Source organism: Comamonas sp. BIGb0152 (assembly GCF_024809975.1).
Taxonomy (GTDB): Bacteria; Pseudomonadota; Gammaproteobacteria; order Burkholderiales; family Burkholderiaceae_C; genus Comamonas.
In genome coordinates this window covers 500,665-516,396 of record NZ_JANUDY010000001.1, presented here as the reverse complement: position 1 = coordinate 516,396, position 15,732 = coordinate 500,665, and the positions used below count along the sequence as shown (strand labels likewise).

Here is a 15,732-nt window from a genome sequence, read left to right as displayed (position 1 = left end):
TTATTGGTTGACTTCCAGCTCGGCCAGCAACTCGGCCTCGCGCTCCGACTGCAGCGCCTCCATCAGCTCGCTCAGGTCGCCATCCATGATGAAGCTCAGCTTGTACAAGGTCAGGTTGATGCGGTGGTCGGTGACCCGGCCCTGGGGAAAGTTGTAGGTGCGGATGCGGTCGCTGCGGTCGCCCGAGCCGATCAGGCCCTTGCGCATGGCGGCCTCTTTGGCAGCGCGCTCGCTGCGTTCCTTTTCCTGGATCCGGGCCTGCAGCACCTGCAAGGCCTTGGCCTTGTTGCTGTGCTGGCTGCGGCCGTCCTGGCATTCGGCGACGATGCCGGTGGGCAAGTGGACGATGCGCACCGCAGAATCGGTCTTGTTGATGTGCTGGCCGCCGGCGCCGCTGGCGCGGAAGGTGTCGATGCGCAGATCGGCCGGGTTGAGGGTGATGGCCTGCTGTTCATCGGGCTCGGGCATCACCGCCACGGTGCAGGCACTGGTGTGGATGCGGCCCTGGGTTTCGGTGGCCGGCACGCGCTGCACACGGTGGCCGCCCGATTCAAAACGCAGGGTGCCGTAGACGTTGTCGCCGCCATCAATGCGCAGCACCACTTCCTTGTAGCCACCCAGCTCGGCCTCGTTGGCGCTCATGATCTCGACCCGCCAGCCCATGCGCTCGGCGTAGCGCGTATACATGCGCGTAATGTCGCCGGCAAACAGCGCCGATTCATCGCCGCCGGTGCCGGCCCGCACTTCCACAAAGGCCGGGCGGGCGTCGTCCGGGTCCTTGGGCAGCAGCATGCGCTGCAGCTGCGCGGCCAGCTGTTGCAGCTCGGCCTCGCCACTGCTGATCTCTTCCCTGGCCATGTCAGCCATGTCGGGGTCGGCCAGCATCTCCTTGGCGCCTTCGATATCAGATTCAATCTGCTGGTAGCGCGCATAGCGCTCGGCAATGGCTGCCACATCGGTGTGTTCACGCGAGAGCTTGAGGAACTGCGGCATATTGGCCATGATGTCCTCGCGCGAGAGCAGAAAATTCAGCTCATTGAGGCGCTCGGCATAGCGTTCCAGCTGTTGACGGAGAAAGTCTTTCATGGCGATCTGGTGTGCAAGGCAGCCGCAGGCTCTGCCATAAGCGCAGAAGCTTCAACGGGTGCCAAGAGAAGAGAGAAGGGTGGGGACTGACAGCGAGCAAGGGGCGGCTGTACCGCGCAGCGTCGCTACAAGCCCGATTGGTGGCCGTTGCCACCGCCGCGCTGGTTGCGCAGGAAAAGCCGCGAGACCATGTCCGCCGTCTGGGCACGCGCTTGGGCGTCGCCCGCATGCAGCTCGGCCATGGTGCCGTGCAGTATTTTTTGCGACAGGCCGCGCGTGAGTGCATCGAGCACCGCGTCCATGTCTTCGCCCTTGGCCAGGCGTTTTTTGGCCCGCTCGATCTCCAGCGCACGCCAGACATCGGCTTGCGCGTTGATCTGCTGAATCAGCGGCACGGCGCCGCCTTCTGGGGCGCGCTGGTCCATCCAGTGCATAAAGCGCTGCACGCCGGCATCGATGATGGTTTCGGCCTGCACGACAGCCGCCTGGCGCTGCTCCTGGCCGGCCTTGACCACATGGGCCAGGTCATCCACGGTGTAGAGGTAGACATCGCCCAGGTTCTTGACCTCGCCTTCGATATCGCGTGGCACGGCCAGGTCGACCATGAAGATGGGGCGGCGCTTGCGTTTTTTCAGCGCGCTTTCCACCGCGCCCAGGCCGATGATCGGCAGGCTCGATGCGGTGCAGCTGATGATGGCGTCGTATTCGTGCAGGTGGTCGGGCAGGTCGGCCAGGCGCATGGTGCTGGCGCCAAAGTGGGCGGCCAGCTTTTCGCCGCGCTCCAGCGTGCGGTTGGCCACCGTGATATGGGCCGGCTGCTTGGCCGCGAAATGGGTGGCGCACAGCTCGATCATCTCGCCGGCGCCAACAAACAGCACGCGGATCTTAGTCAGGTCTTCAAACAGCTGCCCGGCCAGGCGCACGGCAGCGGCGGCCATGCTGATGCTGTGCGCGCCAATCTCGGTGGCGCTGCGCACTTCCTTGGCCACCGCAAAGCTGCGCTGGAACAGCTGGTTGAGGGTGGTGCCCAACGAACCGGCTTCTTCGGCGGCGCGCACGGCGTTTTTCATCTGGCCCAGGATCTGGGCCTCGCCCAGCACCATCGAGTCCAGACCGCTGGCGACGCGAAAAGCGTGGCGGGCGGCCAGGTCGTTTTGCAGGGTGTAGGTGTAGTTTTTCAGCGCCTCGGCCGGCAGATCGCCGCTTTGGGCCAGCCAGCGCAAGGTATGGTCCAGCGCCGGCTCTTGGGCGGCGCAGTAGATTTCAGTGCGGTTGCAGGTGGACAGGATCGCGGTTTCCACACCGGCGTGGCTGTGCACACCCGAGATCGTGCTGCGCAAACTGTGCAAAGTTGGCGCAATCTTATCGAGTGCAAATGCAAACCGGCCGCGAATGTCGACCGGTGCGGTTGTGTGGTTGATGCCCAGGGCCCAAACTGCCATGCCGCAGATTATAAAATCTCTGTAAATCCATTGCTTGTCGTATCAGTACCAGCTTGACTTATATCAACCTTCGCACCCTATGCCTGCTACCGCGAGCCTCTGGCATCTGCTGAACTTCTGTGCCCCTGCCGCCTTTTTGGCCCTGCTGCTGGTGCTTGCCCGTTGGCTATTTGCGCGCAAGGCGACGCCGATACTGCCCTGGTATGGCCAGCTGGCGCTGCATTTTCTGCTGGGCTGCGCCGCCCTGTTTGTCGCCCTGCTGTGGCAGGGCCGAGACGGAAGTCTTATGGGGTATGCGCTTTTGGTGATGGCGCTGGCCACCAGCCAGTGGGTGGTGCTGGGTGGCTGGCGGCGTTGAGACTGGGCAAGCGTTGATTTCTGTGGTGGCAGCTATACGTTTCTTTACAATTCAGACATAATTGTGGGATGACCACCACACCCACCTTGTCAGGCCACCGCTCGCGGTGGCTTTTCTGTCTCTGCTTTTTGGTGGTGGCCGTTGTCGGGGTGGCGCTGGTCTGGGGCTCGCAGGCCTTGCTGTTTGCCGATACCAATGATTTCCAGCGCGTGGTGGGCCATCTGTACTTGACGCCTGTGGGCGATGGCATCCGCTGGGCACTGCCTGAGCGGCCGTTTCGCATGCCTGGCAATCCGGAACTGGCCTCGCACATGTTCACGTTCGCCGGCTGGGTGCAGCGCTATCTGCCGGGGAATGTGTTTGATCTGTCGCGCACCGGCCTGGCGGCGAAAGTTTTGCTGCTGGGCTATGCCGCCGTGCTGGGCTGGCAATGCGCCGTGGCCTTGCAGCGCGGCGCTGTCTGGTGCGCGGTGTTCGCGCTGGCCTGGCTCGCGGCCTTCTTCATGGCACACAACATTGGCATGGCCCAGTCCTTCTATGCTGAATACGCCTGTTTGATTGCGCTGCCGCTAATGCTGCTGGGTATGCTGGCCTCGCGCCGCGCGGTGCGGCTGCTGTGCTTAGGTGTGGGGGCGCTGGTGTGTGGTCTGGCCAAGGTGCAGTACTTCTACTGGCCGCTGCTTGTCTTGCTCTGCCTGTGGGTGGGCAGCCGTTGGCAGCGGGTGCTGCCGGACAAGGGGTTGCTGAAGTTACTGTTCGCGGTGCAGATACTCTGCTTGGTGCCACTGCTGATCGGCAAGAACGCGGGGCTGAATGCCTACCACGGGGTATACCTGGGCTCGTACATGGTGCTGACGCCGGCCCAGCTCGATGGCCTGCAGCTGCCCGCCGAGCGGCGCGACTGCATCGGCGTGGATGCTTGGGGCAATGCGCTCTCAGGGCCCGGCGGCACCCAGGTGCAGCACACGGGCCGCGATTGCTACCCGGTGACGCCCAAGCTGGGCAAGGGCGATGTGCTGCGGCCTTATCTGCACTACCCGCTAACGCTGTGGCGCCTGGCCCGTTTTGCGCTGCCCAGCCATTTCACGGTGCAGTATTTCCATGTGTTTCCCGGCCACTACTACCTGCAGCGCCACGAGGGCGGTGCCAAGCCGGTCACCGACCTGTTGCTGCGCATGAGCGAGGTGCGCGACCGCATCGTCACGCCCCTGGCTCCCCTGTTTCTGTTCGCTGCGCTGGCGCTGTTGGCAGCCAGTCGCAGCCGGCATGCAGTCCGCTTGCGCCCGTTGGCGGCCGGCGGTTTGCTGCTGGCGCTCTTGGTGGTGTCGCAGGTGGTCATCGTGCTGCTGGGCGAAGGCGTGCGCGACATGAGCAAGCATTTGTGGGCCGCGCAGCTGGCGCTGGACATGCTGGTGGTGCTGACGGCGCTGCAATGCCTGGGATGGGTGTGGATTGGCCTGCGCCAAAGGGCAGAGGCGGCTGAAGCGGCCCGGGTGGGCGCCTGAAGGCGGGGGCGTCCATCCGGAAAAATGAGAGACAGGCGCTGGTTGTGCAAAGGCGGCGGGCCGTTCATGATTTGAAAGCCAGGCAGCGTTGGTGCTGCTGGCCTCTCTACCGATAACAAGCCCAAGGAGACACCCATGAAGACCATTGCACGCGCCTGCCTTGCCACCCTGGCTGGGCTGGCACTCTGCGCCGTTGCCCAAGCGCAGCAGCCCTTTCCGTCCAAACCGGTGCGGGTGGTGATCGGCTTTCCCGCAGGCGGCCCGCTGGACCAGCATGCCCGGCTGCTGACCGACAAACTCCAGGGCGTGCTGGGCCAGCCCATCATCGTCGACTACAAGCCCGGCGCCGGTGGTGCGGTGGGGGCGCAGGATGTCATGAAGGCGCCCGCCGATGGCTATACCTTGATGCTGGCCAACACCGGTGTGATGGTGATCAACCCCGCGCTCTACCCCAAGCTGCCCTATAGCACCTTGAAGGATTTCACCCCGGTGGCGCGCACTGCCATGCAGCCTTTGGCGCTGCTGGTCAACAACAAGGTGCCGGCCAAGAACCTGCAGGAGTTCATCAACTACGCCAAGGCCAACCCGGGCAAGGTCAACTTTGGCTCGGCGGGCAACGGCGGTATCAGCCACCTGGTGCCCGAGATGTTCAAAAGCGCCACCGGGCTGGATCTCGTACACATCCCCTACAAGGGCAGCGCGCCGGCCTTCACCGATCTGGTGGGCGGCCAGGTGCAGTTCATGGCCGAGAGCATTCCGCAGGCTGCCGCTTACCACAAGCAGGGCAAGGTGCGTGCGCTGGCCGTCACCAGCAAGGAGCGCAACCCCGCCCTGCCCGAGGTGCCCACTGCCATCGAAAGCGGGCTCAAGGGCTTTGAGGTGGTGGGCTTCTATGGCTTTCTCGCGCCTGCAGGCACGCCCAAGGAGGTGGTGAACCAGCTCAGCGCCGCCTTTGGCCAGGTGATGCAGCTGCCTGATGTGCGCGGGCGCATGGTGGAGCAGGGCGCCGACCCGGCCTTCCTCGGTGCCGAGGCATTCAGCCAGTTCCTCGCTGGCGAGATGCCGCGCTGGGCCGAAGCCGTGAAGGCCTCGGGCACCAAGATGGATTGACAAAAGCCGCCCAAAGGAAAAAGCCCGGCAGGGCCGGGCTTTTGTAGGGCGATCAAGACTGAGCGTCTGATGGCGCTGTTCTTTACAGCAGCGGGCCATCCTGCGCCGGACTGAACAGGTCCACCCGGTCGGTGATGATGCCGTCGGTGCCCAGGTCAATCAGGCGCTGTGCGGCCCATTCGTCGTTGACCGTGTAGCTGCTGCAGTAGAGGCCTGCAGCATGGACCTTGGCCACCAAGGCCGCATCCCAGAGCGCATGGTTCAGCACCAGCGCCTGGCAGCCCAGCGCCAGCGCCAGCTGCAACTCGGCGTCACCGCTGGCATCGGCCAGCTTGTCGACCAGCAGGCCGCGTGGGATATGCGCTGCCACTTCGCGCGCGCCGCGCAGCGAATCGGCCTTGAACGAGGTAAAGAGCGGCGGCACCACGGTCTGCGGCCAGATGCGGTTCATCAGCGCGCCACAGGCGCGGCCGGTCTCCAGCTCCTGGCCGGGGGTGGGTTTGATCTCGACATTGAGAAAGAGGTGGTTGGCCAGGCACCAGCGGGCCAGGGCCTCCAAGGTGGGCAGGTTCTCGCCCGCATGGGCGCGGGAATGCCAGCTGCCAGCGTCCAGCTGGGCCAGCTCGCCCATATGGAGGTCGCTGCCGGTGCCTTGAGCATTGGTGGTGCGTTTCAGATCGGCATCGTGCATCAGAAACAGCACGCCATCGCGGCTGAGCTTGGCATCGCACTCAAACATGCGGTAGCCATGCGCGGCGCCCAGGCGGAAGGCGCTCATGGTGTTTTCGGGCGCCAGTTTGCCCGCGCCTCGGTGGGCCACCCAGCGTGGATAAGGCCAGTTGCTAGAAAGCGTCATATCAATCTCGATGAGAAAAAGAAAAGCGCCGCAAGTGGAGCACTTGGGCGCTTGGATTTAATAGCTTATGGCATGGACAAGAGGGGTCAAGGTCGTGCGCAAAAACGCCTGGCCTTGCGTCGCTCAGATGCGTTTGCCGGTTTCCGCATTGAACCAGTGCAGGCGGTCTTCGCGTGCGCTGATGCGTGCCACTTCACCGGGTTTGGGGAAGGGCGTGCCTTCTTCCACCCGCACGGTGACTTGCTCGCCGCCGACTTTGCCGTACAGCAGGCGCTCGGCACCCAGCAGCTCCACGGTTTCCACCTGGAACTCCCAGCCGCCCGAGGCCACCAGGTCGATGTGCTCGGGGCGGATGCCCAGAATCTGACCGGCCTTGCCATTGGCGGCGTTTTTCAGCAGGTTCATCGGGGGCGAGCCGATAAAGCCAGCGACAAAGGTCGAGGCGGGCGTGTGGTAGACCTCTTCGGGCGTGCCGAACTGCTCGACATTGCCGCCGTTCATCACGATCATGCGCTGAGCCAGGGTCATGGCCTCGACCTGGTCGTGGGTCACGAACAGGCTGGTGATGCCCAGCTCGGCGTGCAGCTTTTGGATTTCGATGCGGGTCTGGCCGCGCAGCTTGGCGTCCAGGTTGGACAGCGGCTCGTCAAACAAAAAGACCTGGGGCTGGCGCACGATGGCGCGGCCCATGGCCACGCGCTGGCGCTGGCCGCCCGACAGCTGGCGCGGCTTGCGGTCCAGCAGGTGCGACAGCTCCAGAATCTTGGCGGCCTTGTCCACGCGGCGCTTGATCTCGTCCTCGGGCACCTTGGCGAGCTTCAGGCCGTAGGCCATGTTCTCGTAGTTGCTCATGTGCGGGTAGAGCGCGTAGTTCTGGAACACCATGGCGATGTTGCGCTTGGCGGGCTCGAGGTTGTTGACGATCTTGTCGCCAATCAGCAGGTCGCCGCCGGTGATTTCTTCCAGGCCGGCAATCATGCGCAGCAGGGTCGATTTGCCGCAGCCCGAGGGGCCGACCAGCACGACGAATTCACCGTCCTTGATTTCGGCATTGACGCCGTGGATAACAGGAACGGCAGACTTGCCGGTGCCGTAGCGTTTGACAATGTTCTTGAGAGAGATGGAAGCCATAACAGGGTTTCGTTGTATCGGTCAAAGATGGTGGAGGGGCAAGGTGGTGTGGGCTTACTTTTCGGTATCCACCAGACCTTTGACAAACCACTTTTGCATCAGCATGACCACCAAAGTCGGTGGCAGCATGGCGAGGATGGCAGTCGCCATCACGATATTCCAGTCCACGGCCGCTTCGCCGCCTGCGAGCATGCGCTTGATGCCGATCACCACGGGGTACATGTCTTCCGAGGTGGTCATCAGCAGGGGCCAGAGGTACTGGTTCCAGCCGTAGATGAACTGGATCACAAACAGCGCGGCAATCGAGGTGCGCGACAGCGGCACCAGGATGTCCTTGAAAAAGCGCATGGCACCAGCGCCGTCGATGCGCGCTGCTTCCACCAACTCATCGGGCACCGTCAAAAAGAACTGGCGGAACAAGAAGGTGGCGGTGGCCGAGGCAATCAGCGGCAGGGTCAGACCCGCGTAGCTGTTGAGCAGGCCCAACTCTGCCACCACTTTGTAGGTGGGCAGAATCCGCACTTCAACGGGCAGCATCAGGGTGAGGAAAATCGCCCAGAAGCAGAACATCTTGAAGGGAAAGCGGAAGTAGACGATCGCAAAGGCCGACAGCAGCGAGATGGCGATCTTGCCCACGGTGATGATCATCGCCACCCAGAAGCTGACCCACATCATGTGCATGACATTGGTGTTGGAGCCCAGCTTGCCGGAGCCAAACAGTGCGGCCTGGTAGTTTTCCCAGAGATGGGCGCCCGGCAGCAAGGGCATGGGCGACTGCACAATCGCGTCAGCGGTGTGGGTCGATGCGATGAAGGCCAGGTACAGCGGGAAGGCCACAATCGCCACGCCGAGCACCAGCACGGCGTGCGAGAGGAAATTGAGCCAGGGATTGCGGTCAACCATGATCAGTACTGCACTTTCTTTTCAACATAGCGGAACTGAACCACGGTCAGCACAATAACGATCATCATCAAAATCACCGATTGGGCTGCAGAGCCGCCCAGATCCAGCGCCTTGAAGCCGTCCTGGTAGACCTTGTAGACCAGGATGGAGGTCGATTGGCCCGGTCCGCCTTGCGTTGCTGCATCGATGATGCCGAAGGTGTCGAAAAACGCGTAAACGATGTTGATCACCAGCAGGAAGAAGGTGGTGGGCGAGAGCAGGGGCAGCTGGATGTTCCAGAACCGGCGCCAGGGGCTGGCACCATCGATGGAAGCCGCCTCGATCAGTGCCTTGGGGATGGACTGCAGGCCCGCCAGGAAGAACAGGAAGTTATAGGAAATCTGCTTCCACACCGAGGCCATGACAATCAGCGCCATGGCCTGGTTGTCATTCATCATGTGGTTCCAGTTGTAGCCCAGCTTGCCCAGGTAGTAGGTGACCACGCCGATGGAGGGCGAGAACAGAAACACCCACAGCACGCCGGCAATCACCGGTGCAACCGCGTAGGGCACGATCAGCAAGGTCTTGTAGACCATCGCAAAGCGCACAATGCGGTCGGCAAAAATGGCTAGCACCAGCGAGATGGCAATGCCGGCGCCTGCGACCAGCACCGAGAACATGGCGGTGCGCTTGAAGGAGTTCAGGTAAGTGGGATCGGCGAACAGGTTGCGGAAGTTCTCCAGCCCCACCCATTCGGTGCTCATGCCAAAGGCGTCTTCCATCTGGAAGGACTGCAGCACAGCCTGGCCAGCGGGCCAGAAAAAGAAGATGGCGATGACCAGCAGCTGTGGCGCAATCAAGGCCCAGGGTAGCCATTTGGATCGGAAAAGTACGCGTTTTTCCATGATGGAGCTTAAAAACAAAAAAACCGCCGGAGCTGAAGGCAGCATCCGGAGGGTGGCTCATGTTCTGCGTCCGCCCTGCCGGAGCAGGGTGGACGCATGGCACGAGAAGGGGGTTACTTCTTGTACGACTTTTCGAAACGGGTCAGCAGTTCGTTGCCGCGCGTCACGATGGAATCCAGGGCTTCCTTGCCGTTTTTCTTGCCAGCCCAGACCTGTTCGAGTTCTTCGTCCTCGATGGTGCGGATCTGCACATAGTTGCCCAGACGGATACCACGCGAGTTGTCAGTGACCTTGCGGATCATCTGCGTCACGGCGGTGTCGGTGCCAGGGTTCTTTTGGTAGAAGCCGGACTTCTCGGTCAGGTCATACGCGGCCATGGTCACAGGCAGGTAGCCGGTGCGCTGGTGCGATGCGGCCTGCACCTTGGTTTGCGACAGGAATTCGAAGAACTTGGCCACGCCCTTGTACTCTTCGGACTTCTTGCCCGACATCACCCACAGCGATGCGCCACCAATCACGGTGTTCTGTGGTGCGCCCTTGACATCAGGGTAGTACGGCAGAGGTGCCAGCGCATAGGCAAACTTGGCGTTCTTGGCCACATCGCCGTAGAAACCGGACGAGGTCTGGATCATCGCGCATTCACCGGCGGTGAACGAAGCCTGGGCGGTGGATGCACGGCCCTTGTAGACAAACTCACCAGCCTTGGCAGCGGCTGCCAGGTTGTCGATGTGCTTGACATGCAGGGGCGAGTTGATCTTCAGGCGGGCCTTGTAGCCGTTGGCGCTCAAACCGTTTTGTTCGGTGGCGAACTCGACGTTGTGCCAGGTGGAGAAGGATTCCAGCTGGGTCCAGCCTTGCCAGGCCAAGGTCATGGGGCAGCTGTGGCCGCTTTCCTTGAGCTTCTTGGCAGCAGCAAACACTTCAGGCCAGGTGGTGGGCGCCTTTTCAGCGTCCAGGCCTGCCTTCTTGAAGGCGTCCTTGTTGTAATAGAAGATGGTCGTCGAGCTGTTGAACGGGAAGCTCAGCATCTGGCCGTTGGGGGCCGTGTAGTAGCCGGCCACTGCAGGGATGTAGGCCTTGGGGTCAAAGGAGACGCCAGCATCCGACATCACCTTGCCAACGGGCACGGTGGCGCCCTTGGAGGCCATCATCGTGGCGGTGCCCACTTCAAACACTTGCAGAATGTGCGGCGCATTGCCCGAGCGGAAGGCCGCGATCGCTGCGGTCATCGACTCGTCGTACACACCCTTGAAGGTGGGCACAACCTTGTATTCCTTTTGGCTGTCGTTGAACTCCTTGGCCAGGTCATTGACCCATTCGTTGTTCACGGCGGTCATGGAGTGCCACCATTGGATCTCGGTGACGGCATGGGCGGACAGGCTGGTAGTGGCTGCAATACCGGCAGCGATGACCAAACGCTTGAAGTGCATGAATGCTCCTAGGGGTTTATAAAACGCTCAAAAACGAATCGTATGTGGCGTTTGTGAATGTTCTGTGACGTTGTGGCATATCCGCGGGCTTTAAGCAACTGGGGATTGCCAGTGCCTGCCTGCACCGCATCAACAAATACAAGGCGTTACGATTGTAGTGCAGCCACCATTGGGAATCGAGAGAAAAATGTAACCTTAGGGGTTTAGGGGCTGGCGGTTCCTGGGGTTGTCACACCAAGCTGTCAAACAGTTGTGGTAGACGCAGGCTGTGTGCTTGAAATGCTCAAATTCGATCAAATAAGAAAAAATTAGAAAAAATCCTCGCGCAGCAACGCGGTAGCGCTGGCGGTCACCGCAGCCGCCTCGGGTGGCAGCGGCAATGCCAGACTGCGGCGTACCATGTTTGCGCGGGTGCAGCCATGCGTGCAAGCCCTGTGTCATAAAATCGGTGGCCCCACAGCGAAGGATGCTCTGCAGAGCCCTTGCCCCCGGGATGGACGCGGATCGCCCGAGACCGCATCCAGACCAGGACAGGCCGTTTTGCAGAGGACCCTCACCCATAAAAGGGAGCGCCCGCTCCCACACAGGTCCCACACATGAACGCACCGATTGCGCTGACCAGCTTGCAAGCCCGGGTTGACGGGCCCGCCCGTCTCCGCGAGATTCCCTACAACTACACCTCGTTCTCCGACCGCGAAATCGTCATCCGTTTGCTGGGTGTGCAAGCCTGGGATCTGCTTGACCAGCTGCGCCAGGAGCGCAAGACCGGGCGCTCGGCCCGCATGCTGTACGAGGTGATGGGCGATATCTGGGTGGTGCAGCGCAATCCCTACCTGCAAGACGACCTCTTGCACAACCCGGGCCGGCGCAAGCAGCTGGTCGAAGCACTGCAGCACCGCCTGGGCGAAGTGCAAAAGCGCCGTGCACCGGCCGAAGACCCAGCGCGTGATGCGCTGGTGGGGCAGCTGATTGCGGCCGCGCAGGTGGCGGTTTCTGAGTTCGACACCACTTTGCAGGAAGCCACCGAGCTGCGCCGCAAGGTGCTGCGCACCTTCAAGCCGCTGACCGCCAAGGACAACGTCAAGTTTGACGGCCTCTCGCGCGTGAGCCATGTGACCGATGCGACCGACTGGCGGGTGGAGTACCCGTTTGTGGTGCTGACCCCGGATACCGAAGAGGAAATGGCCGTGCTGGTCAAGGCCTGTATCGGCCTGGGCCTGACCATCGTGCCGCGCGGCGGTGGCACCGGCTACACCGGTGGCGCGATTCCGCTGAGCTGGCGCAGCGCGGTCATCAATACCGAAAAGCTGGAGAAGATGTCCGAGGTGGAGATGGTCTCTTTGCCCGGCATCGACCATTTGGTGCCCACCGTCTGGTCGCAGGCCGGTGTGGTGACCCAGCGCGTGGCCGATGCGGCCGAGCGCGGTGGTTTTGTGTTTGCGGTGGATCCCACCTCGATCGAGGCCTCCTGCATTGGCGGCAATATCGCCATGAATGCGGGTGGTAAAAAGGCCGTGCTCTGGGGCACGGCGCTGGACAACCTGGCCAGCTGGCGCATGGTGACGCCCGATGCGCAGTGGCTGGAAGTCACCCGCCTGGACCACAACCTGGGCAAGATCCACGACGCCGAGATGGCCAGCTTTGAGCTGAAGTACCTGCAGGCCGACGGCAAGACCCTGGTGCGCACCGAGCGCCTGGACATCCCCGGCTACAAGTTCCGCAAGGAAGGCCTGGGCAAGGATGTGACGGACAAGTTCCTCTCGGGCCTGCCGGGCATTCAGAAAGAGGGCTGCGATGGCCTGATCACCAGCGCCCGCTGGGTGGTGCACCGCATGCCCTCGCATGTGCGTACCGTCTGCCTGGAGTTTTTTGGCAATGCCAAGGATGCCGTGCCCTCGATCGTCGAGATCAAGGACTACATGTTTGCCGAGCAAAAGCGCTGCGGCGTGTTGCTGGCCGGGCTGGAGCACCTGGATGACCGCTACCTGAAGGCGGTGGGCTATGCCACCAAGAGCAAAAAGCATGGCGGCCTGCCCAAGATGGTGCTGTTTGGCGACATCGTCGGCGACAACCCCGATGAAGTGGCCCGCGTGACTAGCGAAGTGGTGCGTATTGCCAACTCGCGCAGCGGCGAAGGCTTTATTGCCATCAGCCCCGAGGCGCGCAAGAAATTCTGGCTGGACCGCAAGCGCACGGCGGCCATCAGCCGCCACACCAATGCCTTCAAGATCAATGAAGACGTGGTCATCCCGCTGCCGCGCATGGCCGAATACACCGACGGCATCGAGCGCATCAACATCGAGCTGTCGCTGCACAACAAGATCAAGCTCTGCGATGCGCTGCATGCCTTTTTTGCCAAGGGCCAGCTGCCACTGGGCAAGCAGGACGATGCCAACGACATTCCGTCTGCCGAGCTGCTGGAAGACCGCGTGGCGCAAGCGCTGGTGCTGCTGACCGAGGTGCGCAAGCGCTGGCAAGGCTGGCTCGATGGCGTGGACGCGCAGTTCCGTGAGCTGCAGGACCACAGCCTGCGCGCCAGCTGGAAGAGCGATCTGCGTGCGCCCCTGGCCGCGATTTTTGCTGGTTCCGCCTACCAGCCGATCATGGACGAGGTGGTGGCCATCCACCAGCGCGTGCTCAAGGGCCGGGTGTTTGTCGCCCTGCACATGCATGCCGGCGACGGCAATGTGCACACCAACCTGCCGGTCAACAGCGATGACTACGAAATGCTGACCACGGCGCATGCCGCCGTGGCCCGCATCATGGCGCTGGCGCGCAGCCTCGATGGCGTGATCTCGGGCGAGCACGGTATCGGCATCACCAAGCTGGAGTTTTTGAGCGACGACGAGCTGCGGCCCTTTGCCGAGTACAAGGCCCGCATCGATCCGCATGGCCACTTCAACAAGGGCAAGCTGCTGCGCCCCGAAGAACGCCGCCTGCTGCTGGAGCAGACCTACGAGGGCGACAAATCGCGCAAGTCGCTGATGTATGCCGACCTGACCAATGCCTACACGCCATCCTTTGGCCTGATGGGCCATGAGTCGCTGATCATGCAGCAAAGCCATATCGGCGCGATTGCCGATTCCGTCAAGGACTGCCTGCGTTGCGGCAAGTGCAAGCCGGTCTGCGCCACCCATGTGCCACGCGCCAACCTGCTCTACAGCCCGCGCAACAAGATTTTGGCGACCTCGCTGCTGGTCGAGGCCTTCCTCTACGAAGAGCAAACCCGCCGGGGCGTGTCCATCCGCCACTGGCAGGAGTTTGAAGACGTGGCCGACCACTGCACGGTCTGCCACAAATGCGCCACGCCATGCCCGGTCAAGATTGACTTTGGCGATGTGACCATGCACATGCGCAACCTGCTGCGCCAGATGGGCAAGAAGAGCTTCCGTCCGGGCAACAAGGTGGCCATGGCCATGCTCAATGCCACCAACCCGGACACCATCAAGCTGCTGCGCAAAACCATGGTGGGCGTGGGCTTCAAGGCCCAGCGCCTGGCGGTTGACGTGCTCAAGGGCTTTGGCAAGCGCCAGACCGCGCATCCGCCCGCCAGCGTAGGCACCGCACCGCTCAAGGAGCAGGTGATCCACTTCGTCAACAAGAAGTTGCCCGGCGGCTTGCCCAAGCAGACGGCGCGCGCGCTGCTCGACATCGAGAACAAGGACTACGTGCCCATCATCCGGGACCCCAAGACCACCACCTCCGAGACCGAGGCGGTGTTCTACTTCCCCGGCTGCGGCTCGGAGCGCCTGTTCAGCCAGGTGGGCCTGGCCACGCAGGCCATGCTTTGGCATGCCGGTGTGCAGACGGTGCTGCCGCCGGGTTATCTGTGCTGCGGTTATCCACAGCGCGGCTCGGGCCAGTTCGACAAGGCCGAGAAGATGATCACCGACAACCGGGTGCTGTTCCACCGCGTGGCCACCACCTTGAACTACCTGGACATCAAGACCGTGGTGGTGAGCTGCGGCACTTGCTACGACCAGCTGCAGGGCTACCAGTTCGACAAGATCTTCCCCGGTTGCCGCATCATCGACATCCATGAGTACCTGCTGGAGAAGGGCATCACCTTGCAGGGCAAGGGCGCCTACCTCTACCACGACCCCTGCCACACGCCGATGAAGCAGCAGGACCCGATGAAGACCGTGAAGGCGCTGGTGGGCGACAACGTGTTGAAGAGCGAGCGCTGCTGCGGCGAATCGGGCACCTTGGGCGTCACCCGGCCTGATATCTCGACCCAGATTCGCTTCCGCAAGACCGAGGAAATCCGCAAGGGCGAAGCCCAGCTGCGTGATGCCGGCCAGGTAGAGGCCAAGGAAAACGTCAAGATTCTCACCAGCTGCCCCAGCTGCCTGCAAGGCCTTAACCGCTACCAGGATGACCTGCAAAACGGCCTGCTTGAAGCCGACTACATCGTCGTTGAGATGGCGCGTGAGATTCTGGGCGAGAACTGGATGCCCGAGTATGTGCAGCGCGCCAACCACGGCGGCATCGAGCGGGTGCTGGTATGACGGAACCCCGTACCGATTGCCCGCTGTGCCAGACGGACGGCGGGCGTCTGGTTTGGCAGGGCGCACGCGGCGGCGCACTGCTGCGCGTCATCCATGCGGAAGAGGCCGGTTTCCCGGCCTTTTACCGCGTGGTCTGGGGTGCCCATATGGCCGAGCTGTCTGATTTGTCGGAGGCCGAGCGCCAGTGGTGCATGGATGCGGTGATGGCCGTCGAGCTGGCATTGCGCGGCATGCAGCCCCTGCCCGCCAAGATCAACCTGGCGACCTTGGGCAATATGGTGCCCCATCTGCACTGGCATGTGATTGCCCGCTATGCCGAGGACAGCCATTTTCCCGCGCCCGTCTGGGCGGCTGCTCAGCGGCCACGCGATGCCGGGCTGGAAGCAACGCTGGCCGCGCAGCTGCCGGCAGCGGAGGCTCGCATGCAAACAGCGTTGGAACGCTTGTGTACGGCATAATTGCTATTGTTTTTGATAGCACGGCGCTGGCGCATAGGGCCCGCCCTGCGTTCATCTAGGC

The 15,732-nt window shown here is 62.4% G+C and carries 12 protein-coding genes; 5 read left to right on the top strand and 7 right to left on the bottom strand.

All coding sequences use genetic code 11. The features are described 5' to 3' along the window. On the bottom strand, positions 1-1,086 hold the full coding sequence (gene prfA, locus M2375_RS02325) for a peptide chain release factor 1 (RefSeq protein ID WP_259163677.1): 1,086 nt from the start codon (positions 1,084-1,086) through the stop codon (positions 1-3). Between the two features lie 125 nt (positions 1,087-1,211). Then, positions 1,212-2,528 carry a glutamyl-tRNA reductase gene (gene hemA, locus M2375_RS02320; RefSeq protein WP_259163676.1) on the bottom strand — a complete coding sequence of 439 codons (1,317 nt, stop codon included), beginning with the start codon at positions 2,526-2,528 and terminating at the stop codon, positions 1,212-1,214. 79 nt (positions 2,529-2,607) lie between these two features. On the opposite strand from hemA, the gene M2375_RS02315 reads away from it, so the two are divergent. From M2375_RS02315 to M2375_RS02305, 3 genes are all read left to right on the top strand, one after another. Then, a complete protein-coding gene (locus M2375_RS02315; protein ID WP_259163675.1) occupies positions 2,608-2,886 on the top strand; it encodes a hypothetical protein in 279 nt (92 codons plus the stop codon). 68 nt (positions 2,887-2,954) lie between these two features. Beyond that, positions 2,955-4,391 carry a hypothetical protein gene (locus tag M2375_RS02310; RefSeq protein ID WP_259163674.1) on the top strand — a complete coding sequence of 479 codons (1,437 nt, stop codon included), beginning with the start codon at positions 2,955-2,957 and terminating at the stop codon, positions 4,389-4,391. A gap of 135 nt (positions 4,392-4,526) precedes the next feature. Then, positions 4,527-5,501 (top strand): tripartite tricarboxylate transporter substrate binding protein, encoded by a 975-nt coding sequence (locus M2375_RS02305; protein WP_259163672.1) that lies wholly within the window; start codon positions 4,527-4,529, stop codon positions 5,499-5,501. Between the two features lie 82 nt (positions 5,502-5,583). Here M2375_RS02305 and ugpQ read toward each other — a convergent pair whose 3' ends face one another. From ugpQ to ugpB, 5 genes are all read right to left on the bottom strand, one after another. Beyond that, positions 5,584-6,357, bottom strand: a complete 774-nt coding sequence (gene ugpQ / locus M2375_RS02300; RefSeq protein WP_259163670.1) for a glycerophosphodiester phosphodiesterase — start codon at positions 6,355-6,357, stop codon at positions 5,584-5,586. A 123-nt stretch (positions 6,358-6,480) separates the two neighbouring features. Continuing rightward, on the bottom strand, positions 6,481-7,488 hold the full coding sequence (locus M2375_RS02295; protein WP_259163669.1) for a sn-glycerol-3-phosphate import ATP-binding protein UgpC: 1,008 nt from the start codon (positions 7,486-7,488) through the stop codon (positions 6,481-6,483). Between the two features lie 54 nt (positions 7,489-7,542). Then, the gene (ugpE, locus tag M2375_RS02290) at positions 7,543-8,391 is read right to left on the bottom strand and encodes a sn-glycerol-3-phosphate ABC transporter permease UgpE (protein ID WP_259163668.1); all 849 of its coding nucleotides are present in this window, start codon (positions 8,389-8,391) and stop codon (positions 7,543-7,545) included. A 2-nt stretch (positions 8,392-8,393) separates the two neighbouring features. Continuing rightward, a complete protein-coding gene (gene ugpA / locus M2375_RS02285) occupies positions 8,394-9,275 on the bottom strand; it encodes a sn-glycerol-3-phosphate ABC transporter permease UgpA (protein WP_259163667.1) in 882 nt (293 codons plus the stop codon). 113 nt (positions 9,276-9,388) lie between these two features. Continuing rightward, positions 9,389-10,705 carry a sn-glycerol-3-phosphate ABC transporter substrate-binding protein UgpB gene (ugpB, locus tag M2375_RS02280; protein ID WP_259163666.1) on the bottom strand — a complete coding sequence of 439 codons (1,317 nt, stop codon included), beginning with the start codon at positions 10,703-10,705 and terminating at the stop codon, positions 9,389-9,391. 596 nt (positions 10,706-11,301) lie between these two features. Between ugpB and M2375_RS02275 the strand changes: the two genes are divergently transcribed. Together M2375_RS02275 and M2375_RS02270 are read left to right on the top strand one after the other, a co-directional pair. After that, positions 11,302-15,213 carry an FAD/FMN-binding oxidoreductase gene (locus M2375_RS02275; RefSeq protein ID WP_259163665.1) on the top strand — a complete coding sequence of 1,304 codons (3,912 nt, stop codon included), beginning with the start codon at positions 11,302-11,304 and terminating at the stop codon, positions 15,211-15,213. Next, complete coding sequence (locus tag M2375_RS02270; RefSeq protein ID WP_259163664.1) at positions 15,210-15,671, top strand: HIT family protein; 462 nt, start codon at positions 15,210-15,212, stop codon at positions 15,669-15,671. Before M2375_RS02275 ends, M2375_RS02270 begins: the two co-directional genes overlap by 4 nt. Positions 15,672-15,732: the final 61 nt, after the last annotated feature.

Bases quoted from the DNA above. Each gene is read 5' to 3' on its own strand.
- prfA (WP_259163677.1), bottom strand. From the start codon at position 1,086: ATGAAAGACTTTCTCCGTCAACAGCTGGAACGCTATGCCGAGCGCCTC.
- hemA (WP_259163676.1), bottom strand. From the start codon at position 2,528: ATGGCAGTTTGGGCCCTGGGCATCAACCACACAACCGCACCGGTCGAC.
- M2375_RS02315 (WP_259163675.1), top strand. From the start codon at position 2,608: ATGCCTGCTACCGCGAGCCTCTGGCATCTGCTGAACTTCTGTGCCCCT.
- M2375_RS02310 (WP_259163674.1), top strand. From the start codon at position 2,955: ATGACCACCACACCCACCTTGTCAGGCCACCGCTCGCGGTGGCTTTTC.
- M2375_RS02305 (WP_259163672.1), top strand. From the start codon at position 4,527: ATGAAGACCATTGCACGCGCCTGCCTTGCCACCCTGGCTGGGCTGGCA.
- ugpQ (WP_259163670.1), bottom strand. From the start codon at position 6,357: ATGACGCTTTCTAGCAACTGGCCTTATCCACGCTGGGTGGCCCACCGA.
- M2375_RS02295 (WP_259163669.1), bottom strand. From the start codon at position 7,488: ATGGCTTCCATCTCTCTCAAGAACATTGTCAAACGCTACGGCACCGGC.
- ugpE (WP_259163668.1), bottom strand. From the start codon at position 8,391: ATGGTTGACCGCAATCCCTGGCTCAATTTCCTCTCGCACGCCGTGCTG.
- ugpA (WP_259163667.1), bottom strand. From the start codon at position 9,275: ATGGAAAAACGCGTACTTTTCCGATCCAAATGGCTACCCTGGGCCTTG.
- ugpB (WP_259163666.1), bottom strand. From the start codon at position 10,705: ATGCACTTCAAGCGTTTGGTCATCGCTGCCGGTATTGCAGCCACTACC.
- M2375_RS02275 (WP_259163665.1), top strand. From the start codon at position 11,302: ATGAACGCACCGATTGCGCTGACCAGCTTGCAAGCCCGGGTTGACGGG.
- M2375_RS02270 (WP_259163664.1), top strand. From the start codon at position 15,210: ATGACGGAACCCCGTACCGATTGCCCGCTGTGCCAGACGGACGGCGGG.